Source organism: Streptomyces sp. NPDC059695, from assembly GCF_042733785.1.
Lineage (GTDB): Bacteria > Actinomycetota > Actinomycetes > Streptomycetales > Streptomycetaceae > Streptomyces.
In genome coordinates this window covers 60,561-81,875 of record NZ_JBHWFF010000024.1, presented here as the reverse complement: position 1 = coordinate 81,875, position 21,315 = coordinate 60,561, and the positions used below count along the sequence as shown (strand labels likewise).

22 protein-coding genes are annotated in these 21,315 nt (G+C 71.3%); 15 read left to right on the top strand and 7 right to left on the bottom strand.

The features are described from left to right. Positions 1-128 precede the first annotated feature (128 nt). The 3 genes from ACFV2S_RS27240 to ACFV2S_RS27230 all read right to left on the bottom strand — a co-directional run bounded on the left by ACFV2S_RS27240 (position 129) and on the right by ACFV2S_RS27230 (position 3,985). On the bottom strand, positions 129-1,031 hold the full coding sequence (locus tag ACFV2S_RS27240; RefSeq protein WP_385564280.1) for a Yip1 family protein: 903 nt from the start codon (positions 1,029-1,031) through the stop codon (positions 129-131). A gap of 108 nt (positions 1,032-1,139) precedes the next feature. Beyond that, positions 1,140-3,398 carry a (Fe-S)-binding protein gene (locus ACFV2S_RS27235; protein WP_385564277.1) on the bottom strand — a complete coding sequence of 753 codons (2,259 nt, stop codon included), beginning with the start codon at positions 3,396-3,398 and terminating at the stop codon, positions 1,140-1,142. A 107-nt stretch (positions 3,399-3,505) separates the two neighbouring features. After that, on the bottom strand, positions 3,506-3,985 hold the full coding sequence (locus tag ACFV2S_RS27230; RefSeq protein WP_383794268.1) for a sugar transferase: 480 nt from the start codon (positions 3,983-3,985) through the stop codon (positions 3,506-3,508). Between the two features lie 213 nt (positions 3,986-4,198). Between ACFV2S_RS27230 and dnaK the strand changes: the two genes are divergently transcribed. Genes dnaK through ACFV2S_RS27210 form a run of 4 tightly spaced genes read left to right on the top strand, consistent with a single transcriptional unit; the run spans position 4,199 to position 8,311 of the window. Beyond that, positions 4,199-6,028, top strand: coding sequence for a molecular chaperone DnaK (gene dnaK / locus ACFV2S_RS27225; RefSeq protein WP_385564274.1), 1,830 nt, complete (start codon positions 4,199-4,201; stop codon positions 6,026-6,028). Beyond that, on the top strand, positions 6,025-6,657 hold the full coding sequence (grpE, locus tag ACFV2S_RS27220; protein WP_385564271.1) for a nucleotide exchange factor GrpE: 633 nt from the start codon (positions 6,025-6,027) through the stop codon (positions 6,655-6,657). Before dnaK ends, grpE begins: the two co-directional genes overlap by 4 nt. A 33-nt stretch (positions 6,658-6,690) precedes the next feature. Further along, on the top strand, positions 6,691-7,872 hold the full coding sequence (gene dnaJ / locus ACFV2S_RS27215) for a molecular chaperone DnaJ (protein WP_385564268.1): 1,182 nt from the start codon (positions 6,691-6,693) through the stop codon (positions 7,870-7,872). A gap of 4 nt (positions 7,873-7,876) precedes the next feature. Then, positions 7,877-8,311 carry a heat shock protein transcriptional repressor HspR gene (locus ACFV2S_RS27210; RefSeq protein WP_086825514.1) on the top strand — a complete coding sequence of 145 codons (435 nt, stop codon included), beginning with the start codon at positions 7,877-7,879 and terminating at the stop codon, positions 8,309-8,311. Between the two features lie 59 nt (positions 8,312-8,370). On the opposite strand, the gene ACFV2S_RS27205 is transcribed toward ACFV2S_RS27210, so the two are convergent. Continuing rightward, on the bottom strand, positions 8,371-9,351 hold the full coding sequence (locus ACFV2S_RS27205; protein ID WP_383794277.1) for a helix-turn-helix transcriptional regulator: 981 nt from the start codon (positions 9,349-9,351) through the stop codon (positions 8,371-8,373). Positions 9,352-9,483: 132 nt separating this feature from the next. On the opposite strand from ACFV2S_RS27205, the gene ACFV2S_RS27200 reads away from it, so the two are divergent. Beyond that, a complete protein-coding gene (locus tag ACFV2S_RS27200; protein ID WP_385564263.1) occupies positions 9,484-9,699 on the top strand; it encodes a hypothetical protein in 216 nt (71 codons plus the stop codon). Between the two features lie 8 nt (positions 9,700-9,707). Beyond that, complete coding sequence (locus ACFV2S_RS27195; protein WP_053649837.1) at positions 9,708-10,025, top strand: (2Fe-2S)-binding protein; 318 nt, start codon at positions 9,708-9,710, stop codon at positions 10,023-10,025. A 103-nt stretch (positions 10,026-10,128) separates the two neighbouring features. Here the strand turns inward: ACFV2S_RS27195 and ACFV2S_RS27190 are convergent, their stop codons facing one another. Continuing rightward, a complete protein-coding gene (locus ACFV2S_RS27190; RefSeq protein ID WP_383794281.1) occupies positions 10,129-10,533 on the bottom strand; it encodes a pyridoxamine 5'-phosphate oxidase family protein in 405 nt (134 codons plus the stop codon). A gap of 122 nt (positions 10,534-10,655) precedes the next feature. Here ACFV2S_RS27190 and clpB point away from each other — a divergent pair, with 122 nt between their 5' ends. Then, positions 10,656-13,247, top strand: a complete 2,592-nt coding sequence (gene clpB / locus ACFV2S_RS27185; RefSeq protein WP_385564259.1) for an ATP-dependent chaperone ClpB — start codon at positions 10,656-10,658, stop codon at positions 13,245-13,247. 64 nt (positions 13,248-13,311) lie between these two features. Here clpB and ACFV2S_RS27180 read toward each other — a convergent pair whose 3' ends face one another. Then, positions 13,312-13,764 (bottom strand): hypothetical protein, encoded by a 453-nt coding sequence (locus ACFV2S_RS27180; RefSeq protein WP_385564256.1) that lies wholly within the window; start codon positions 13,762-13,764, stop codon positions 13,312-13,314. 106 nt (positions 13,765-13,870) lie between these two features. Here ACFV2S_RS27180 and ACFV2S_RS27175 point away from each other — a divergent pair, with 106 nt between their 5' ends. Next, complete coding sequence (locus ACFV2S_RS27175; RefSeq protein WP_383794287.1) at positions 13,871-14,407, top strand: YbjN domain-containing protein; 537 nt, start codon at positions 13,871-13,873, stop codon at positions 14,405-14,407. 164 nt (positions 14,408-14,571) lie between these two features. Here the strand turns inward: ACFV2S_RS27175 and ACFV2S_RS27170 are convergent, their stop codons facing one another. Then, a complete protein-coding gene (locus tag ACFV2S_RS27170) occupies positions 14,572-15,753 on the bottom strand; it encodes a pyridoxal phosphate-dependent aminotransferase (protein ID WP_385564252.1) in 1,182 nt (393 codons plus the stop codon). A gap of 187 nt (positions 15,754-15,940) precedes the next feature. Here ACFV2S_RS27170 and ACFV2S_RS27165 point away from each other — a divergent pair, with 187 nt between their 5' ends. From ACFV2S_RS27165 to pyrE, 7 genes are all read left to right on the top strand, one after another. Continuing rightward, positions 15,941-16,102, top strand: a complete 162-nt coding sequence (locus tag ACFV2S_RS27165) for a hypothetical protein (protein ID WP_385564249.1) — start codon at positions 15,941-15,943, stop codon at positions 16,100-16,102. A gap of 51 nt (positions 16,103-16,153) precedes the next feature. Then, positions 16,154-16,375, top strand: coding sequence for a hypothetical protein (locus tag ACFV2S_RS27160; RefSeq protein ID WP_385564246.1), 222 nt, complete (start codon positions 16,154-16,156; stop codon positions 16,373-16,375). Between the two features lie 217 nt (positions 16,376-16,592). Next, the gene (locus ACFV2S_RS27155; protein ID WP_385564243.1) at positions 16,593-17,111 is read left to right on the top strand and encodes a DUF2617 family protein; all 519 of its coding nucleotides are present in this window, start codon (positions 16,593-16,595) and stop codon (positions 17,109-17,111) included. Between the two features lie 75 nt (positions 17,112-17,186). Beyond that, positions 17,187-18,926, top strand: coding sequence for a spermidine synthase (locus ACFV2S_RS27150; RefSeq protein ID WP_385564240.1), 1,740 nt, complete (start codon positions 17,187-17,189; stop codon positions 18,924-18,926). A gap of 59 nt (positions 18,927-18,985) precedes the next feature. After that, positions 18,986-19,825: an SRPBCC family protein gene (locus ACFV2S_RS27145; RefSeq protein ID WP_385564237.1), complete on the top strand. Its 840-nt coding sequence runs from the start codon at positions 18,986-18,988 to the stop codon at positions 19,823-19,825. Positions 19,826-19,858: 33 nt separating this feature from the next. Beyond that, positions 19,859-20,644, top strand: a complete 786-nt coding sequence (locus tag ACFV2S_RS27140; protein ID WP_383790177.1) for an aldose 1-epimerase — start codon at positions 19,859-19,861, stop codon at positions 20,642-20,644. A gap of 10 nt (positions 20,645-20,654) precedes the next feature. After that, positions 20,655-21,194, top strand: a complete 540-nt coding sequence (gene pyrE, locus ACFV2S_RS27135) for an orotate phosphoribosyltransferase (protein WP_385564234.1) — start codon at positions 20,655-20,657, stop codon at positions 21,192-21,194. The last annotated feature ends 121 nt before the right edge of the window (positions 21,195-21,315 follow it).

Sequence of the window (21,315 nt, the reverse complement as noted above, 5' to 3'; positions counted from 1 at the left end):
TCAACTCTCCGCGGGGGGGCCCGCGCCCCCGGTCGTGCCGCGGGCGGGCCTCGGCCCCGCCCCCGCCGCCCGAGGGGGGAGCGGCCCCCCCCCGCGCGGGGGGGGCCCCTTCTCCATGACGTACGCCGTTACAGCGTGCCCAGCTTGATCAGGCTGAGGAGCGCCACCAGCTGGATCGCCGACGCGCCCAGGGCCTTCGGCCACGGCAGGTCGTGCGAGCGGCTCACCATCACGGTGAAGAGCGCCCCGGCCGCCAGCCAGGTCGCCCAGCCGATGACCTGCACCAGGCCGTTCTCGCCGCCCAGGAAGAGGGCGAAGACCAGGCGCGGGGCGTCCGTGATCGACATGATCAGCATGGAGAGGCCGACGGTGGGCTGCCAGGCCCCGTCGCCGCCCAGCTGGCGCGCCAGGGTGTGGGTCACCGCGCCCAGGATCAGCCCGCCGAGCACGAAGCCGAGGGCGGTCATCAGGACGTACGGGATCGCGCTCGACAGCGTCGCGTTGATCGCCTCTTCGCGGGCCTTGTCGAAGCCGAAGATCGCGAGGAGCCCGTAGAGGAACGTGACGATCAGCGCCGGACCCCAGACCGCGTGGTCCCGCATCCGCAGGAACGTGTCCGCCGGGCGGAGCACGATGCCGCTCAGGAGCGGCTTCCAGGGGAGCCGGGGGCCCGTCGGCACGGGCGCGGGCGGCGGTCCGGCCTGGGCGTACGGGTCGTCCACGCTGAACATCTGGGTGTGGCCCGGGTTGTTCGCGGCCGCCGCGTGGTGCTGGTGCTGCTGCTGGCCGTAGGGGTCGCCGAAGTACTCCGGCTCCCCGTACGGCTGCTGTCCCTGCTGCCCCTGCTGTCCGTACGACTGCTGCGGGCGGCCCTGCTGCCCGTACCCCTGCTGCGGGCGGCCCTGCGGGGGCTGCTGCCACTGCTGCTGCGGGTGCGGCGGCGGGGCCGCGTTGTACCCGTACGGCGCCTGCTGCGGTTGTTGTTGCGGGGGGCGGTTGTCCCGGCCGCGTCCGTTCCTGAATCCAGCCACGTCCTTGAACGTACCCGCTCACCCCCCGTGGCCGCTCCCCAGGCCCGTCCTTGCCACTGAGCTGTGACATCCCCTAGGGGACGTGGGCTCACGGGAAAGGGGCCGGGATCAGACGGCCGGCTCGGGCTCCTCCGCCGCGGCCTCCGGCTCCGGGTCGACCGGGGTCTTCACCGACTCCAGGAGCAGCTGCGCCACGTCCACGACGGTGACGGACTCCTTGGCCTTGCCCTCGTTCTTCTTGCCGTTCACGGAATCCGTGAGCATGACGAGGCAGAACGGGCAGGCGGTGGAGACGATGTCCGGGTTGAGGGACAGGGCCTCGTCGACGCGCTCGTTGTTGATGCGCTTGCCGATCCGCTCCTCCATCCACATCCGCGCGCCGCCGGCGCCGCAGCAGAAGCCGCGCTCCTTGTGGCGGTGCATCTCCTGCTGGCGCAGGCCGGGGACGGCGGACATGATCTCGCGCGGCGGCGTGTAGACCTTGTTGTGCCGGCCCAGGTAGCAGGGGTCGTGGTAGGTGATGAGGCCGTCGACCGGGGTCACCGGGACCAGCTTGCCCTCGTCGATGAGGTGCTGGAGCAGCTGGGTGTGGTGGATGACCTCGTACTCGCCGCCGAGCTGCGGGTACTCGTTGGCGATGGTGTTGAAGCAGTGCGGGCAGGTCGAGACGATCTTCTTGGCCGACTTCGGCTTCTTCGTCGACTCGTCCTCGTCGTCCTCGCCGAACGCCATGTTCAGCATCGCGACGTTCTCCGCGGCGAGCTGCTGGAACAGCGGCTCGTTGCCGAGGCGGCGCGGGGAGTCACCGGTGCACTTCTCGTCGCCGCCCATGATCGCGAACTTGACGCCCGCCATGTGGAGGAGTTCCGCGAAGGCCTTGGTGGTCTTCTTGGCCCGGTCCTCCAGGGCGCCGGCGCAGCCGACCCAGTAGAGGTAGTCGAACTCGGAGAGGTCCTCCGCGTCCTTCCCGATGATCGGGACCTCGAAGTCGACCTCCTTGGTCCACTCGACGCGCTGCTTCTTGGCGAGACCCCAGGGGTTGCCCTTCTTCTCCAGGTTCTTGAGCATCGTGCCGGCCTCCGAGGGGAAGGCGGACTCGATCATCACCTGGTAGCGGCGCATGTCGACGATGTGGTCGATGTGCTCGATGTCGACCGGGCACTGCTCGACGCAGGCGCCGCAGGTGGTGCAGGACCACAGGACGTCGGGGTCGATGACGCCGTTCTCCTCGGCGGTGCCGATGAGGGGGCGCTCGGCCTCGGCGAGGGCGGCGGCCGGGACGTCCTTGAGCTGCTCCTCGGTCGCCTTCTCGTTGCCCTCCATGTCCTTGCCGCCGCCCGCGAGCAGGTACGGCGCCTTGGCGTGCGCGTGGTCGCGCAGCGACATGATGAGGAGCTTCGGGGAGAGCGGCTTGCCGGTGTTCCAGGCGGGGCACTGCGACTGGCAGCGGCCGCACTCGGTGCAGGTGGAGAAGTCGAGGATGCCCTTCCAGGAGAACTGCTCGACCTGGGAGACGCCGAAGACGGCGTCCTCGGCCGGGTCCTCCCAGTCGATCTCCTTGCCCGCGGTGGTCATCGGCTGGAGCGCGCCGAGGGCGGTGGAGCCGTCGGCGTTGCGCTTGAACCAGATGTTCGGGAAGCCGAGGAAGCGGTGCCAGGCGACGCCCATGTTGGTGTTGAGCGAGACCGTGATCATCCAGGTGAAGGACGTGACGATCTTGAGGCACGCGAAGAAGTAGGTGAGGTACTGGATCGTGCTGAGGTCCAGGCCGTCCAGGAGCGCGATCAGCGGGTACGAGGCGAAGAAGCCGGGCTCCCAGCTCGTCACGTGGTGCTGGACGCCTTCGAGGGCGCGGAGCGTCATGATGCAGACGCCGACGATCAGGATGACGGCCTCGACGAAGTACGCCTGGCCGGTCTTGGAGCCGGCGAAGCGGGACTTGCGGCCGGCCCTGGTCGGCTTGCTCAGCTGGCGGATCACGATGAGCGTCACGATGCCGAGGACCGTCATGAGGCCGAGGAACTCGGTGAAGATCTCGTACGGCAGCCAGTCGCCGATGATCGGGATGAGCCAGTCGGCCTGGAAGAGCTGGCCGAAGGCGTTGACGATCGTGAGGAGCAGCGAGAAGAAGCCCACCGCGACGAACCAGTGCGCGAAGCCGACGATGCCCCAGCGGTTCATGCGCGTGTGGCCGAGGAATTCCTTGACCAGCGTGATGGTGCGCTGCTTGGGGTCACCGGTGCGCGTGCCGGCGGGCACCGGCTGACCGAGCCGCACGAAGCGGTAGATCTGCACGGTGGCGCGGCCGAACAGCGCGACGGCCACCACCGTGATGGCGATCGACACGATGATCGCGGCGAGTTGCATGACGGGCTCCTCGGGCGGGCCTACTAAGCGGTAACTTATTGAGTTCCTGCTGAGATTACCCGGTCACGGCGCCGCGCTGTAGCGGCGCTCGCGGTGATATGTGTCGCTCAGGCAAACCTTGCCGCGCGACGCCTGCGGACTGCTGGAAGCGTACGCGCAAGGATCACCAGGTCCATCCCCAGCCAGTGGTGGTCCACATAGTGGAGATCGAGCAGTTCGCGCTCCTCCCAGGGCAGGTCCGAGCGTCCGCTGATCTGCCACGGTCCGGTCAGTCCCGGCCGCACGGAGAGCCGGCGGCGGCCCTCGCCCGCGCACTCGCGGTGGGCCGGGGTCAGCGGGCACGGCCCGACCAGCGACATCCGGCCCGCGACGACGTGGAGGAGGAGGGGCAGCGCGGCGAGCGGGCTCCTGGTGCGGAAGGTCAGCATGGTGAACGGCCGCCCTTCCAGTCCGGCCACCGTCCGGCGGCGCAGCACGGCGCCGCTGCCGCCGAGCGTGACGGACAGGGCGATGCCGGCGATCAGGGGCGAGAGGGCGAGGAGCAGGGCGAGCCCGCCCGCCACGTCGAACGCGCGCTTCGCCGTCATGCGCTCACACCCTTCGGCGGGAATCCCGGGATATGTCCAGACTATGTCCGGACCCTCTCATGCGAACCGGGTCAAACGGGGGAGCGGCACGCTCGTTGAGCGGTGGGAGCGGCGAAGAGTTGAGTCGACCCCGCTCAGGTCTGTTGACGCGATCCGGTTCCTCGTGCATCCTTGAGTCAGTTCCACTCAAGTCAGTCAGCTGGAGGAATCGAAATGGCACGTGCGGTCGGCATCGACCTGGGCACGACTAACTCCGTCGTCAGCGTTCTGGAAGGCGGCGAGCCCACCGTCATCACCAACGCCGAGGGCGCCAGGACCACGCCGTCCGTCGTCGCCTTCGCGAAGAACGGCGAGGTGCTGGTCGGCGAGGTGGCGAAGCGTCAGGCCGTCACCAACGTCGACAGGACCATCCGGTCGGTCAAGCGCCACATGGGCACCGACTGGAAGATCGAGATCGACGGCAAGAACTTCAACCCGCAGCAGATGAGCGCCTTCATCCTGCAGAAGCTCAAGCGTGACGCCGAGGCGTACCTGGGCGAGAAGGTCGTCGACGCGGTCATCACCGTCCCGGCGTACTTCAACGACTCCGAGCGTCAGGCCACCAAGGAGGCCGGTGAGATCGCGGGCCTCAACGTCCTGCGCATCGTCAACGAGCCGACCGCGGCCGCCCTGGCGTACGGCCTCGACAAGGACGACCAGACGATCCTCGTCTTCGACCTCGGTGGCGGCACCTTCGACGTGTCCCTCCTGGAGATCGGCGACGGCGTCGTCGAGGTGAAGGCCACCAACGGTGACAACCACCTCGGTGGTGACGACTGGGACCAGCGCGTCGTCGACTACCTGGTGACGCAGTTCCAGAACGGCCACGGCGTGGACCTGGCCAAGGACAAGATGGCTCTCCAGCGTCTCCGCGAGGCCGCGGAGAAGGCGAAGATCGAGCTCTCGTCCTCGACCGAGACCACGATCAACCTGCCCTACATCACGGCCTCCGCCGAGGGCCCGCTGCACCTGGACGAGAAGCTCACGCGCGCCCAGTTCCAGCAGCTCACGTCCGACCTGCTCGACCGCTGCAAGGTGCCGTTCCACAACGTCATCAAGGACGCGGGCATCCAGCTCTCCGAGATCGACCACGTCGTCCTCGTCGGTGGCTCGACCCGCATGCCGGCCGTCGCCGAGCTCGTCAAGGAGCTGACCGGCGGTCAGGACGCCAACAAGGGCGTCAACCCGGACGAGGTCGTCGCCATCGGCGCCGCGCTCCAGGCCGGTGTCCTCAAGGGTGAGGTCAAGGACGTCCTGCTCCTCGACGTGACCCCGCTGTCCCTCGGCATCGAGACCAAGGGCGGCATCATGACCAAGCTCATCGAGCGCAACACCACGATCCCGACCAAGCGGTCCGAGATCTTCACGACGGCCGAGGACAACCAGCCGTCCGTGCAGATCCAGGTCTACCAGGGCGAGCGCGAGATCGCGGCGTACAACAAGAAGCTCGGCATGTTCGAGCTGACCGGTCTGCCGCCGGCCCCCCGCGGCGTCCCGCAGATCGAGGTCGCCTTCGACATCGACGCCAACGGCATCATGCACGTGACCGCGAAGGACCTGGGCACGGGCAAGGAGCAGAAGATGACCGTCACCGGCGGCTCCTCGCTGCCGAAGGACGAGGTCGACCGCATGCGCCAGGAGGCCGAGCAGTACGCGGACGAGGACCACCGTCGCCGCGAGGCCGCCGAGTCCCGCAACCAGGGTGAGCAGCTCGTCTACCAGACGGAGAAGTTCATCAAGGACAACGAGGACAAGCTCCCCGGCGACGTCAAGGCCGAGGTCGAGTCCGCGCTCGTCGAGCTGAAGGAGAAGCTCAAGGGCGAGGACACCGCCGAGATCCGCACCGCCACCGAGAAGGTCGCGGCCGTCTCGCAGAAGCTCGGCCAGGCGCTGTACGCCGACGCCCAGGCCGCCGGTGACGCCGGCCAGGCCCAGGCCCAGGACGACGACGTCGTCGACGCCGAGATCGTCGACGAGGACAAGCCGAAGGGCGGCCAGGCGTGACCGAGGAGACCCCGGGCTTCGAGGAGAAGCCCGACGTCCCCTCCGGCGCCACCGCTGACGACGCCGCCGAGGCCGTCGAGTCCGACGAGGACGCGACGGCCCCGGCCGGGGACGCTACGGACGTAGCCCTGCTGGCGCAGCTGGACCAGGCCCGCACCGCGCTCTCGGAGCGCACCGCGGACCTCCAGCGGCTCCAGGCCGAGTACCAGAACTACCGCCGCCGCGTGGAGCGGGACCGGGTCACGGTCAAGGAGATCGCCGTCGCGAGCCTCCTGGCCGAGCTCCTTCCCGTGCTCGACGACGTCGGCCGGGCCCGGGACCACGGCGAGCTCGTGGGCGGGTTCAAGTCGGTGGCCGAATCGCTGGAGACCGTCGTCGCCAAGATGGGTCTGCAGCAGTTCGGCAAGGAGGGCGAGCCCTTCGACCCGACGATCCACGAGGCCCTGATGCACTCGTACGCGCCGGACGTCACCGAGACGACGTGCGTGGCGATCCTGCAGCCGGGGTACCGCATCGGCGAGCGGACCATCCGGCCCGCCCGCGTGGCCGTCGCCGAGCCCCAGCCCGGGGCCCAGGGCAAGGCCGAGGAGTCGGACGACTCCGACACGTCCGAGCAGGACAGCGAGTAACAGCCGTACCCGTACGCGGGAGGAGGGACGTCGATGAGCACGAAGGACTTCGTCGAGAAGGACTACTACAAGGTTCTCGGCGTCCCCAAGGACGCCACCGAGGCCGAGATCAAGAAGGCGTACCGGAAGCTCGCCCGCGAGAACCATCCGGACGCCAACAAGGGTGACGCGAGCGCCGAGGCGCGCTTCAAGGAGATCTCCGAGGCGAACGACGTCCTCGGCGACGCCAAGAAGCGCAAGGAGTACGACGACGCCCGCGCCCTCTTCGGGAACGGCGGCTTCCGGGCCGGCGGCCCCGGAGGCGGCGGCTCGTTCAACTTCGACCTGGGCGACCTCTTCGGAGGCGCCCAGGGCGGGGCGGCCGGCGGCGGCTTCGGGGGCGGCGGCGGCATCGGCGACGTCTTCGGCGGCCTGTTCAACCGCGGCGGGGGAGCGGGCACCCGCACCCAGCCGCGGCGCGGCCAGGACATCGAGTCCGAGGTGACGCTCAGCTTCACCGAGGCCATCGAGGGCGCGACCGTCCCGCTGCGGATGTCCAGCCAGCAGCCGTGCACGGCGTGTTCGGGCACCGGCGACAAGAACGGCACCCCCCGGGTGTGCCCGACCTGCGTCGGCACCGGGCAGGTCTCGCGCGGCAGCGGCGGCGGCTTCTCGCTGACCGACCCCTGCGTGGACTGCAAGGGCCGCGGCCTCATCGCCGAGAACCCCTGCGAGGTCTGCAAGGGCAGCGGCCGGGCCAAGTCCTCCCGCACCATGCAGGTCCGCATCCCCGCGGGCGTCAGCGACAACCAGAAGATCCGTCTCCGCGGCAAGGGAGCGCCGGGCGAGCGCGGCGGGCAGAACGGCGACCTGTACGTCGTCGTGCACGTCGACGACCACCCGGTCTTCGGCCGCAAGGACGACAACCTCACCGTCACGGTGCCGGTCTCCTTCACGGAGGCGGCGCTCGGCGGCGAGATCAAGGTGCCGACCCTCGGCGGCCCCGCGGTCACCCTCAAGCTGCCCGCGGGCACCCCGAACGGCCGGACCATGCGCGCCCGCGGCAAGGGTGCGGTCCGCAAGGACGGCACGCGCGGAGACCTCCTCGTCACGGTCGAGGTGGCCGTGCCCAAGGAGCTGGACGACAAGGCGCGCGAGGCCCTGGAGACCTTCCGCGAGGCGACCGCCTCCGAGGACCCGCGGGCCGAGCTGTTCCAGGCGGCGAAGGGAGCGTGACCCGGTGAGACGCAATCCGTACGAGCTGACCGACGAGAGCCCCGTGTACGTCATCTCGGTGGCGGCCCAGCTCTCCGGTCTGCACCCGCAGACCCTCCGGCAGTACGACCGCCTCGGTCTGGTGTCCCCGGACCGCACGGCGGGCCGCGGCCGGCGCTACTCGGCCCGGGACATCGAGCTGCTCCGTCAGGTGCAGCAGCTGTCGCAGGACGAGGGCATCAACCTGGCCGGGATCAAGCGGATCATCGAACTGGAGAACCAGGTCGCGGCGCTCCAGGCCCGGGTGTCCGAGCTGTCGGCGGCGGTCGAGGGCGCGGCGGCGACGCTGCGCCAGCGCGAGGCCCAGGTGCACGCCTCGTACCGCCGGGACCTGGTGCCGTACACCGACGTGCAGCAGGCGAGCGCCCTCGTGGTGTGGCGCCCGAAGCGCGGCGAGTAGCCCTCCGCACCCGCACGACGTCCGGAAGAGGCCCCCTCCCCGATGGGAGGGGGCCTCTTTCAGTTGTCCCGTTCGAGGATGCCGGACTGGGCGATCAGATAGCCGAGCTGCGCCCGGCTGCCGCTGCCGAGGGCGGCGGCGAGCTTGGCGATGTGCGCCCGGCAGGTCCGCACGTTCATGCCGAGCCGGCGGGCGATGGCCTCGTCGACGTGCCCCTCGACGAGGAGCCGGGCGATGGAGCGCTGCACACCGCCGATGCCGTCGGTCTTGATGTCGTACGGGATCTCCTCCCGTATCGGCACGGCCAGCTGCCAGAACTGGTCGAAGACGCCGCAGAGGTACGCGACGAGGCCGGGGTGGCGCAGTTCCAGGGCGACCTGGCGGTCGCTGCGGGCCGGGATGAACGCGACCTCGCGGTCGACGATGATCAGCCGGTCGATGATCTCCTCGAGGGTGCGGACCTGGACCTCGGGGCCGACGTGCTCCAGATAGGTCAGCGTGAGCTCGGTGTGGCGCGCGGTGTGCTGGTAGAGCGTGCGCATGCTGATGCCGCGGCCCAGGAGCGGGGAGACGCGGTCCAGGGCCTCGCTGAGGGCCTGGGCGGGGCGGCCGCCGCCCGGCTGGACGGTGAGGAGCTCGTGGCGGCAGTTGGCCACGACGCGGTCGAGGGTCGAGTTGATGCGGTCGATGCCCTCGAGGACGGTGATGGCGTGGGTGGTGGGGGAGTCGTGGGCGCTGATGGCCATGAACGGCTCGAAAGCGTCCGACAGGGCGACGGTGCGCCGGCGGCGGTCGAGTATCTCCCGTTCGATCGGCTGGAGCAGCTGGGCGAGGGCCGCCGAGGGGGGAACCGGGCGGAGCCACTGCGCGTCGTCGGGATCGGGGTGGAGCAGGGACAGGTCGAGGAGGCACGGTGTCCCGACCGCCTCTGACCGGGGTATTCGCCCGGTCTGCAGAGCGGCCGCATACAGCTCGGAGCCCGCTTCGCACAGTTCGGCGTGCGAATGGGGGTGACCCGTTTCGTCCGCTTGTTTCCGCATATGTACACCCCCAGGCTCCTGCATCTCAGGAACATGATGCCTGGGTTTGGTGGTGCAGGCGCAGAGAGTAAGCCATCGTCTTACTCGCGGGGGTTGGAAAGAGACGTTGCCTTCAAGTGAGGTTGCTCGGTGATGATGAAGAAGCTCATACGCGCGGCGGCCGGAGTCGCCTTCATCGCGGCCGCCACAGTGGGCGCGGTGGGAGTGGTTCCGGATCCGGGCTGGCACTCGGAGACGGAGCAGGTGCAGGCCGCTCCGCTCGACCCGGGCTGGCACCTCGCCGGCCCCGCGCTCCTCGGTGACCCGGGCTGGAGCGTGGCCCCCCTGCAGGACCCCGGCTGGAACTAGTCGGGCGCATGAATGTTCCCGATGACCCCAGGTTCCGCCGTGAGATGGCCTCGGCCTATCGCTCCGGCTGGCACTTCGTCGACCTCGCCACGGCCATCCCCCACCGTGGTGACTCGCTGAAGGTCACGCTCTTCGGAGAGCCGATCGTCGTCGCCCGCGAGCAGGACGAGGACGTCCGCGCGTACCGCTGTCTGCGCCGCCCCCGAGGCGCTCCACAGCCCATCCGCTGTGCCATCCGGTACGGCATGATCTTCGTCAACCTCGACCAGCGGGACCACCAGCTGATCGAACCCGAGACCATCACCGCCACCCCCCGCAGTGCCTGAGCGATTCCCCCGTCGTTCCAGATCGCTCCGGCACTTCCCCCACACAGCGGCGCCATCGCGGACCTGAAACGCGATGGCGCCGCTGTGCATTTCCCGGCCGCCGTCAGGCGCGGCCCATCGCCCGGGTGAGGGCGATCTCGATGACGACCCGGTCCGGGTTCGGGGCCGGCGTGCGGCCGTAGCGCTCGGCGTAGCGGGCGACGGCGTCCGCGACCGTCCCGGCCTCCGTACGGACGTGGGCGACGCCCTCCAGGGTGGCCCAGCGCCCCTTGTCGACCTGGCAGACCGCGACCCGCGCGCCGTCCGCGCCCGCCGCCAGGACGTTGGCGACCTTCCGGCTGTTCTTGTTGGTGATCACGCGCGCGTACCCGCCCTCGGGGTCGTAGGTGACGCCGACCGCGACGACGTGCGGCGTACCGTCCGGGCGCGGGGTGGTCAGGGTGCACATGTGGTACTCGCGCCAGAAGCTCAGGTACGAGTCGGACGGGTTCCTGGGGTCTGTGGCCATGCCCGGAAACTACCCGGGGCCGACCTCCCTCCGATACCTTGAGCCGCTTCGACTCAACTTTGTGTACCCTGGAGAAGTCATAGAAGGAGAGAGCCCACGAGAACTCAGGAGGAGCACCGCACGTGGACGCCGAACTGACCAACAGGAGCCGGGACGCGATCAACGCGGCGAGCAGCCGCGCCGTGTCCGAGGGGCACGCCGACCTGACCCCCGCCCACCTGCTCCTCGCCCTCCTGGCGGGTCAGGACAACGAGAACGTCATCGATCTGCTGGCCGCCGTGGGCGCCGACCAGGCCGCCGTCCGCGCCGGCGCGGAGCGGCTGCTCGCCGCCCTGCCGAGCGTCACCGGGTCCACGGTCGCGCCCCCGCAGCCCAGCCGTGACTTCCTCGCCGTGATCGCCGACGCCGACAAGCGCGCGAAGGAGCTCGGCGACGACTTCCTGTCGACCGAGCACCTGCTCGCGTCGATCGCGGCCAAGGGCGGCCCGGCCGGTGAGATCCTCGACGCGCAGGGCGCGAGCGCATCGATGCTGCTCGACGCGTTCGAGAAGAGCAGGGGAGGACGCCGGGTGACCACACCCGACCCGGAGGGGCAGTACAAGGCGCTGGAGAAGTTCGGCACGGACTTCACCGCCGCCGCGCGCGAGGGCAAGCTGGACCCGGTCATCGGCCGCGACCACGAGATCCGCCGCGTGGTCCAGGTGCTGTCCCGCCGCACCAAGAACAACCCGGTCCTCATCGGCGAGCCCGGCGTCGGCAAGACCGCCGTCGTCGAGGGCCTCGCCCAGCGGATCGTGAAGGGCGACGTCCCCGAGTCCCTGAAGAACAAGCGGCTCGTCTCGCTCGACCTCGGCGCGATGGTCGCCGGCGCGAAGTACCGAGGCGAGTTCGAGGAGCGCCTGAAGACCGTCCTCGCCGAGATCAAGGCGAGCGACGGCCAGATCATCACCTTCATCGACGAGCTGCACACGGTCGTCGGCGCGGGCGCCGGCGGCGACTCCGCCATGGACGCCGGCAACATGCTGAAGCCGATGCTGGCCCGCGGCGAGCTCCGCATGGTCGGCGCGACCACCCTCGACGAGTACCGCGAGCGGATCGAGAAGGACCCCGCCCTGGAGCGCCGCTTCCAGCAGGTCCTGGTCGCCGAGCCGACCGTCGAGGACACCATCGCCATCCTCCGCGGGCTCAAGGGCCGGTACGAGGCCCACCACAAGGTGCAGATCAACGACTCCGCCCTGGTGGCCGCCGCGACCCTCTCCGACCGGTACATCACCTCCCGCTTCCTCCCCGACAAGGCCATCGACCTCGTCGACGAGGCCGCGTCCCGGCTCCGCATGGAGATCGACTCCTCGCCCGTCGAGATCGACGAGCTCCAGCGCTCCGTGGACCGGCTCCGCATGGAGGAGCTGGCCCTGAAGAACGAGACGGACGCGGCGAGCCGGCAGCGCCTGGAGAAGCTGCGGCGCGACCTCGCCGACCGCGAGGAGGAGCTGCGTGGTCTGACCGCCCGCTGGGAGAAGGAGAAGCAGTCCCTCAACCGCGTCGGCGAGCTCAAGGAGCGCCTCGACGAGACCCGAGGCCGCGCCGAGCGCGCCCAGCGCGACGGCGACTTCGACACCGCCTCCCAGCTGCTGTACGGGGAGATCCCGGGCCTGGAGCGGGAGCTGGCGGAGGCCTCCGAGGCCGAGGCCCAGCAGGAGTCCTCCAAGGACACGATGGTCAAGGAGGAGGTCGGCCCCGACGACATCGCGGACGTGGTCGGCGCCTGGACCGGCATCCCCGCCGGCCGCCTGCTGGAGGGCGAGACGCAGAAGCTGCTCCGCATGGAGGACGAGCTCGGCCGGCGGCTGATCGGCCAGTCCGAGGCCGTGCAGGCCGTCTCCGACGCGGTGCGCCGCACGCGTGCCGGGATCGCCGACCCCGACCGGCCCACCGGCTCCTTCCTCTTCCTCGGCCCGACCGGCGTCGGCAAGACGGAGCTGGCGAAGGCGCTCGCGGACTTCCTCTTCGACGACGAGCGGGCCATGGTCCGCATCGACATGTCGGAGTACGGCGAGAAGCACTCCGTCGCCCGTCTGGTCGGCGCGCCTCCCGGCTACGTCGGCTACGAGGAGGGCGGCCAGCTCACGGAGGCGGTCCGCCGCCGCCCGTACAGCGTGGTCCTGCTCGACGAGGTGGAGAAGGCGCACCCGGAGGTCTTCGACGTCCTGCTCCAGGTCCTGGACGACGGACGCCTGACCGACGGGCAGGGCCGGACGGTGGACTTCCGCAACACCATCCTGATCCTGACGTCGAACCTGGGCAGCCAGTACCTCGTGGAGCCGCTGACCTCGGAGGACGTCAAGAAGCAGCAGGTCCTGGACGTCGTGCGGGCGAGCTTCAAGCCCGAGTTCCTCAACCGCCTGGACGACCTGGTCGTCTTCTCGGCGCTCGACCGGGCCGAGCTGGGCCGGATCGCCCGGCTCCAGATCGACCGGCTCGCGAAGCGGCTCGCCGACCGGCGCCTGACCCTGGACGTCACCCCGGAGGCGCTGGAGTGGCTCGCCGAGGAGGGCAACGACCCCGCGTACGGCGCGCGGCCGCTGCGCCGGCTGATCCAGACGGCGATCGGCGACCGGCTCGCGAAGGAGATCCTCGCGGGCGAGGTCGTGGACGGCAACACGGTGCGGGTGGACCGCTTCGAGGACGGCCTGATCGTCGGGGCCGCCCGGTAGTCCGGGCGGGAGCCGCCGGGGCCGTCCGGCGGCTCGGACCCGGTCGCCGGGGCCGTCCGGCGGCTCAGACGTCGAAGGCCTCCACGTGTACGAGGGCGGTGACCCCGTCCTCGTACACGACCCGGACGTGCACGTACAGGACGTCGTCGAACGACACGTCCACGCACCGGTCCCGGTCGCAGGAGAACGCCGGCTTCCCCGTCGGATAGGCCGCTTCCAGCCACCCGGCGACCTCGGAGCGCGGCATCCGGAACTCGGCCGTGGCCTGGGTGTCCTGCCAGTGGGCGGCGGTGCAGCGGGCGTCCTCGGCGCTGACCGGGAGGCTGCCCCGGGCGAAGGTCATCACCTCGGCGCAGTCCACCTGCTTCGTCTCGCCGATCTCGCTCCAGGCCATCGCGCCCCAGACCACGAAGGCGATCGGGCCGCCGCAGAGCAGGGTCACCACCGCCGAGGCCCAGACCCAGGTCCACGGCCGCGGCCGCACCGGTTTCGTCGTCTTCCCCGTTTTCTCCCCCATGAGGACCAGATCTTGTCAGCCCGCAGCGGATCGCGGGAGGTGGGACTTGCCACGTACCGCCCGGCATGGGGGAGGATGGCGAGCATCCGTACGAAGGGAAATAACGGTGAGCATCGACCCGTCCTCGATTCCGAATTTCGGGGGCCAGCCCCAGCCTCAGGCCGCAGGACCGGCGGGCCCCGTCGTCCCCGACCAGGACCTCGTCAAGCAGCTCCTCGAGCAGATGGAACTCAAGTACGTCGTCGACGACGAGGGTGACCTCGCGGCGCCGTGGGAGGAGTTCCGCACGTACTTCATGTTCCGCGGCGAGGGCGAGCAGCAGGTCTTCTCCGTGCGCACGTTCTACGACCGTCCGCACGCCGCCGACGACCGCGCCAGGATCCTCGACGCGATCGACGACTGGAACCGCCGCACCCTGTGGCCGAAGGTGTACACGCACCTGCACGAGGAGGAGGACGGCTCCGCCACCCTCCGCCTCATCGGCGAGGCGCAGATGCTGATCGGCACCGGCGTCGCCCTGGAGCACTTCGTGTCCTCCACGGTCAGCTGGGTCCGCGCCTCCATCGAGTTCGACAAGTGGATCGTCGAGCAGTTCGGCCTGGAGTCCCCCGAGGACAAGGCCGCGGGCGACGAGGAGGCGTAAGCCCCCTCGTACCCCCGGCGTCTCGGATCGCCTCGCGCACGAGCGTCAGGGCGTACGCCCCGTAGCAGCACGACAGCCCGGCCAGGGCCGCGACCACCAGGATCGCGGCCCTCGGCCGGGCTTTCGTCCGTGCGGGCCCCGCCCTCCCGGCCGAACGGCCCTCGTCAGGCGCTGAGGGCCTTGAGCCGGGAGACGGCCTCCTCCAGGACCTCGGTCCGCTTGCAGAAGGCGAAGCGGACGAAGGGGGCGCCGGCCTCGCGGTGGTCGTAGAAGACGGCGTTGGGGATGGCGACGACCCCGGCGCGCTCCGGGAGGGAGCGGCAGAAGGCGAAGCCGTCGGTGGCGCCGAGGGGCCGGATGTCGGTGGTGACGAAGTAGGTGCCGGCCGGGCGGTAGACCTCGAAGCCCGCCTGCGCGAGGCCCTCGCTCAGCAGGTCCCGCTTGGCGCTCAGGTCGGCGCGGAGGGTGTCGAAGTAGGCGGCCGGAAGGCGCAGGGCCTCGGCGATCGCGTACTGGAAGGGGCCCGAGGAGACGTACGTGAGGAACTGCTTGGCCGAGCGGACGGCGGAGGTCAGTCCGGGGCTCGCGGTGATCCAGCCGACCTTCCAGCCCGTGAAGGAGAACGTCTTGCCGGCCGAGCCGATGGTGACCGTGCGCTCCCGCATGCCGGGGAGGCTCGCGATCGGCACGTGCTCGGCGTCGCCGAAGACCAGGTGCTCGTAGACCTCGTCCGTGACGACCAGCAGGTCCCGCTCGATCGCGAGCTCGGCGACGGCGGTCAGCTCGGCCCGGGTGAGGACCGTGCCGGTGGGGTTGTGCGGGGTGTTCAGCAGGATCAGCCGGGTCCGGTCGGTCACCGCGGCCCGCAGTTCGTCGAGGTCGAGGACGTAGGCGCCCTCGTGGGGGCGGAGGGTGACGGGGACCCTGGTGCCGCCGGCCATCGCGATGCAGGCCGCGTACGAGTCGTAGTACGGCTCCAGGGCGATCACCTCGTCGCCGGGCTCGACCAGGGCGAGCAGGGCCGCGGCGATGGCCTCCGTGGCGCCCGCCGTGACGAGGACCTCGGTGTCGGGGTCGTACGCGAGGCCGTACCGCTCGCGCTGGTGGTCGGCGATCGCCGCACGCAGCTCGGGGACGCCGGGGCCGGGCGGGTACTGGTTGCCGAGGCCGTCCCGCAGCGCGCGGACCGCGGCCTCCCGGATCTCCTCCGGGCCGTCGGTGTCGGGGAACCCCTGACCGAGGTTGATCGACCCGGTCCTGGCGGCGAGCGCGGACATCTCGGCGAAGATCGTCGTCCCGAACTCGGCGAGGCGGCGATTGAGCAGCGGTCGTGTCATGCCCGCCATCCTGGGGGCAAGCTCTGGACTTGCTCAAGTGCGCTTTGACCGGTGTCCGGGGCGGGGATCGCCCTGGCATGGACATCGCATTCTTCATCCTCGGGATCGCGGCCGTGATCGCGTGCGTGGGCGGGCTGGTCGCCAGGGGGCTGAGGGGGACGGGCGGGACGCGGAGCGCGAGCGCCGGGGGCAGCTGGTGGGCCGGCTCGTCCTCGTCCTCGTCCTCGTCCTCCTCCTGCTCCTCGTCCTCGTCGTTCTCCTGCTCCTCGTCCTCGTGTTCGAGCTCGTCCTGCTCCTCGTCCTCGTGCTCCAGCTCCTCGTGCAGCTGAAGCTCTGGACTCGCTCAATTCGGCTTTGACGGGGGATCCCGCCGGGCATCCCCCTCGCACAGAAGAACGGGGGTAGCGCAATGGAATTCATCATCTTCATCGTCTTCGCGCTCGTCGTGGTCGGACTCGTCTCCGGCCGGAAGGGCAGTGGCAAGAGCAGGAAGCGGCGCGGCGGACGCAAGGGCGGCAGCTGGGCCGACGGGGGCGGGAGCGGGGGCGGCGGCTGCGGCGGCAGCTCCTGCGGATCGGGGAGCTCCTGCGGGTCCGGCTGCGGCGGTGGGGGCTGCGGTGGCGGCAGCTGAGTGAACAAGTGAACTGTGGGGGCCCCGAAGGGGTTGGAAAACACGGCAAGTTGGGTAAAAACGCTGCGAGTCGCCCGGGGTCCGTGGTTCTCTCGCTCCTGACAGAGACAGCCCTCGGACCGTGTGTGGACCCGAGCCGGCGATTCCCCACTCCCGCAGAACCCTTCTCCGGGGCGCCCCCGGCCCACCCGTCAAACCGTGTTTGCGGAGCCGACCCATGCTCACCACCTTGAAGACCTCCTACACCGATACGCGCGCGGCCGACCTGGCCTGGGCCCTCGGGCGCGAGCCGTTGCCCGCGCTCGCCGTGCTCGATCTCGAACTCTCCGGGGCCAAGCTCCAGTTGAGGCTGCTCGGCGCCTCCCACCAGGTCCTCCTGGAGGAGGAGGGGCGCCACTGCTCGGAGACCGTGGCCTGCATGCCCGGCAGCAGCACCCCGCTCCCGCTCGGCGTCTCCAAGCGCGTCGGCGCATGGGACTACGAGTTCGCGGCGCGCGTCGAGACGCTCTCGCACGGCTCCTTCGCGGGCCGTGCGCAGGAGCTGCTCGCGCTCGTCGCCGACCACCCCAACGGACTCGCGGGGACCTTCCCGGGCTCCCCGCACGCCTTCACGGCGATGCTGGCACAGCGCCACGAGGGTCAGGTGCGCTGGCGCACCTGGCACGCCTACCCGCAGGAAGGGCAGTTGGTGGTCACCAGGACCCGGATCGGCGCACGTATGCCCGCAACGCTCTGATGCGCCCTCCCGGAGCCCCATGTGCACTCGTGTGGGTGACAAAAGGTGCGACAGTCGTGACGTAGCGTTACGGACATGATCGAGCCGACCGTGACCATGCCACCCACGAGGGTGCGCCGGCCGCCTCCGCGGCGGGCCGTGCGGCCGCCGCGCGACGCGGTGCGGTTCCCGGTCCTCGCGGTCGTCTTCGTCTGCGCCGCCTGCGGTCTGGTCTACGAGCTCGAACTGGTCGCCCTCGCGTCCTACTTGATCGGCGACTCGGTCACCCAGGCCTCCGTCGTGCTCTCCGTGATGGTCTTCGCGATGGGGGTGGGCTCGCTCCTCGCCAAGCGGCTGCGCTGCCGCGCCGCCGTCGGCTTCGGCCTGGTCGAGGCCGGGCTCGCGCTGATCGGCGGCTGCTCGGCGATGGTGCTGTACGCGTCCTTCGCCTGGCTCGGCGAATCGCGGTACGTGCTGGTCGCGTTCTCGCTAGCGATCGGCGTGCTCATCGGCGCCGAGATCCCGCTCCTGATGTCGCTCATACAGCGGGCCGGGCGAGCGGGCGGAACGGTTCCCGCCGACCACTCCGGCGCGGGTTCCCCGGGCGCGGGTCCCTCCGGTGCCGGCCGGGCCGGGCGGCAGGCCCCGCTCGTGGAGCAGGACGACGCCGCCGGGACGGTCGCCGACCTCTTCGCCGCCGACTACGTCGGCGCGCTCGTCGGCGGCCTCGCCTTCCCCTTCCTGCTGCTGCCCTGGCTCGGCCAGCTCACCGGCGCGCTCGTCACCGGCGCGGTCAACGCCGTCGCGGGCGGCGGCCTGGTGCTCTGGGTCTTCCGGCGCGACCTGACCCGCCGGTCCCGTGCGCTCCTCGTGGCCGTGAACGTGGCCGTCCTCGCCGTCCTCGCCACCGCGACCGTCCTCGTCGACGACTTCGAGCAGGCCGCGCGGCGCGCCGTGTACGGGGACCGGGTGCGGGTCGCCGTCCACACCGGCCTCCAGGAGGTCGTGGTGACCGGGGGCCGCGAGGACCCGCCCGACCTGTTCCTCGACGGACGCCTCCGGGTGGCAGGCCGGGACGAGTACCGCTACCACGAGGCGCTCGTCCACCCCGCGATGAACGGCCCGCACGCGCGCGTGCTGGTCGTCGGCGGCGGCGACGGGATGGCCGCCCGGGAGGCCCTGCGCTACGCCGGGGTCCGCTCCGTCACCGTCGTCGAGCTCGACCCCGGGGTCGTCCGCCTCGCCCGCACGGACCCGGCGCTCGCCGAGCTCAACGCCCAGGCCTTCCGCGACCCGCGCGTCCACGTGGCCTACGCGGACGCCTTCCGCTGGCTGCGGGACGCCGCCGATCGTCTGCAGGAACGGTACGACGTGGTGATCTCCGACCTCCCGGACCCGGGGATCACCCCCAGCACCAAGCTCTACTCGGAGGAGTTCTACGGTCTGGTCGCCCGTGTGCTCACCGACTCGGGACGGTTCGCCGTGGACGCCGGATCGGCCACCGACCGGCCCCGCACCTACTGGACCGTCGACGCCACCCTGCGCGCCGCCGGCTTCGCGACCCGCCCCTACAGCGCGGGCGGCCGCACGCCCGGCTTCGCCGCGGGACCCGACCGCGCCGACCGCACCGGAGGCACGGAGCGGGGACCGGGGGACTGGGGCTTCCTCCTGGCCGTACGGGGCGGACGGCCGCCCCTGCTCGGCCTGGCCCCCGACGCGCCCCGGCTGCGGTCGCTCGGCGCGGGGACCCTGGAGAGCGCCGCGCGCCGCGCCGAGCGGACCCGTGGCGCCGCGCCTCCGCCCTCGACCCTGGTGCACCCCCGCTACGGGGCCTGACCCGTCTGCCGGGCGCAAACAGGCGACGCCGCGCCCCGCCCTGAGTAGGCTCGGCTTCCATGGAGCATGAGGTGTTCGTACCCGTCCCGGCCGAGGCCCTGCGCGCGACGCTCACGGACCCGGCCCGCGTGGCGCGCTGCGTGCCCGGTCTCCAGCGCGACGCCGACGCGGAGGCGGGCCCCCTCGCGGGCCGCCTCAAGGTACGGGTCGGCGGCGCCACCATCACCTACCGGGGCGCCCTGCGGATCGTCGAGCGCGACGGTGCCATCACCTACGAGGGCGAGGGCACCGAGGCCCGCGGCAAGGGCTCCGCCGAGCTGTCCCTCACCGTCGTCCTCACCCCGGTGGCCGAGGGGACCAGCCTGAGCTTCACCGGCGCCCTCACGGCGGCCGGCCGGCTCGCCGACGCGACGGACGAGGCGCGCTCCACGGCGGGCGCCAAGCTCCTCGACAAGTTCGTGGAAGCGGTGGCCGCGCTGACGGAGGAGCCGTCCGCCGGTACCGACGACACCGCCGACACCGACGACACCGACGACACCGACGACACCGACGACGACGGCGTCGACGACGGGGTGGAGGAGCCGTCCGGCCGGAGCGCCGACCTCGCCGCACCCGTCCCGCCGGTCTCCCTCGAACCCCTCCTCGAAGAGGGCTTCGCGGACACCCCGATCGAGTTCCCGGCCCCGCAGCCCGCCGCCGAGGCCGCCCACGCCCGCCGCACCATGATCGGGCGGAGCGCCGAGGAGGTCGACCACGCGCCGCCGCGCGGCCGGTACGCCCCCGTCCCCGCCCCCGAGGCGACGAGCGCCGGGGCCACCCTGCGCTGGATCGCGCCGGCCGCCGCCCTCGCGCTGGCCTCGGCCGTCGTCGTCGGCCGGGCGCTGCGCCGCCGCCGCTGACGCGGCGCCAGGCCTTAGGGTCGGGGCGTGAGCATGCAGACGCGACTGACGGCGGGCGACGCCGAGTTGACCATCAACCCCGAACACGGCTGCCGGATCGAGAGCCTGCGCATCGGCGGCACCGAGGTGCTGCGCCAGGGCGAGCGGTACGGAAGCTTCCCGATGGTGCCCTGGTGCGGGCGGACCGAGAACGGCCGCTTCCGCAACGGCGCCACCACGCACCAGCTGCCGGTCAACGCCGCTCCGCACGCCATCCACGGCACCGTCCGCGACCGTGCCTGGAAGCCCGCCCGGACCTCCGCGACCGAGGCCGTGTTCACCTGCGAGCTCGACGACCCCTGGCCGTACAAGGGCCGGGTGACCCAGGTCTTCGAGCTGGCCGAGGACTCCCTCACGCTCCGCTTCGGCGTCGAGACCTACGACGACTCCTTCCCGGCGCAGGCCGGCTGGCACCCCTGGTTCCTGCGCAACCTGGGCCGGGGCGGCCAGGACGCCACGATCGGCTTCGCGCCCGCCTGGCAGGAGGAGCGCGGTGAGAACCACCTCCCCACCGGCCGCCGCATCGACCCCCTCCCCGGCCCCTGGGACGACTGCTTCGGCATGCCCGACGGCGTCGACGTCACCCTCACCTGGCCCGGGGAGCTGGAGCTGCGGGTCGCGAGCCGCGCCGCGTGGGTCGTGATCTACGACGAGCCCGAGGAGGCCATCTGCGTGGAGCCGCAGTCCGGCCCGCCGAACGGCCTCAACACCCTCCCGCGCCTGGTCACCCCGATCGACCCCCTGGAGGTCGAGAGCGTCTGGAGCTGGCGGCGGCTCTAAGCTCAGGGGCATGACTGACGTACGCGCTGAGCTGCTCCAGCAGATCAAGGACAAGGCCGTGGTGCACGGCAAGGTGACCCTCTCCTCGGGTCGGGAAGCCGACTACTACATCGACCTGCGTCGCATCACGCTGGACGGCGAGGCCGCGCCGATGGTCGGTCAGGTCATGCTCGACCTCACGGCCGACCTGGACTTCGACTGCGTCGGCGGCCTCACCCTCGGCGCCGACCCGGTCGCGACCTCGATGCTGCACGCCTCCGCCGCCCGCGGACAGCGCCTCGACGCCTTCGTCGTCCGCAAGGCGCAGAAGGCGCACGGCATGCAGCGCCGCATCGAGGGCACGGACGTCAAGGGCCGTCGCTGCCTCGTGGTCGAGGACACCTCCACCACCGGCGGCTCGCCGCTGACCGCCGTCGAGGCGGTCCGCGAGGCCGGCGGCGAGGTCGTCGCCGTCGCCACGATCGTGGACCGGGGCGCCGCCGGGGCCATCGCCGACGCGGGTCTCCCGTACCTCACGGGCTACCAGCTCGGCGATCTTGACCTGGCGTAACCGCCGCGAAGTCGTGACTTAGGTCCCGGACCGTGCCCAGATCGGTCCTGACCTGCGTTTTTACCCAGGGGCGGGGGGTTTCACGTGGACACCCCCCCCCACGCGCCGGCGGCGCCCGGGG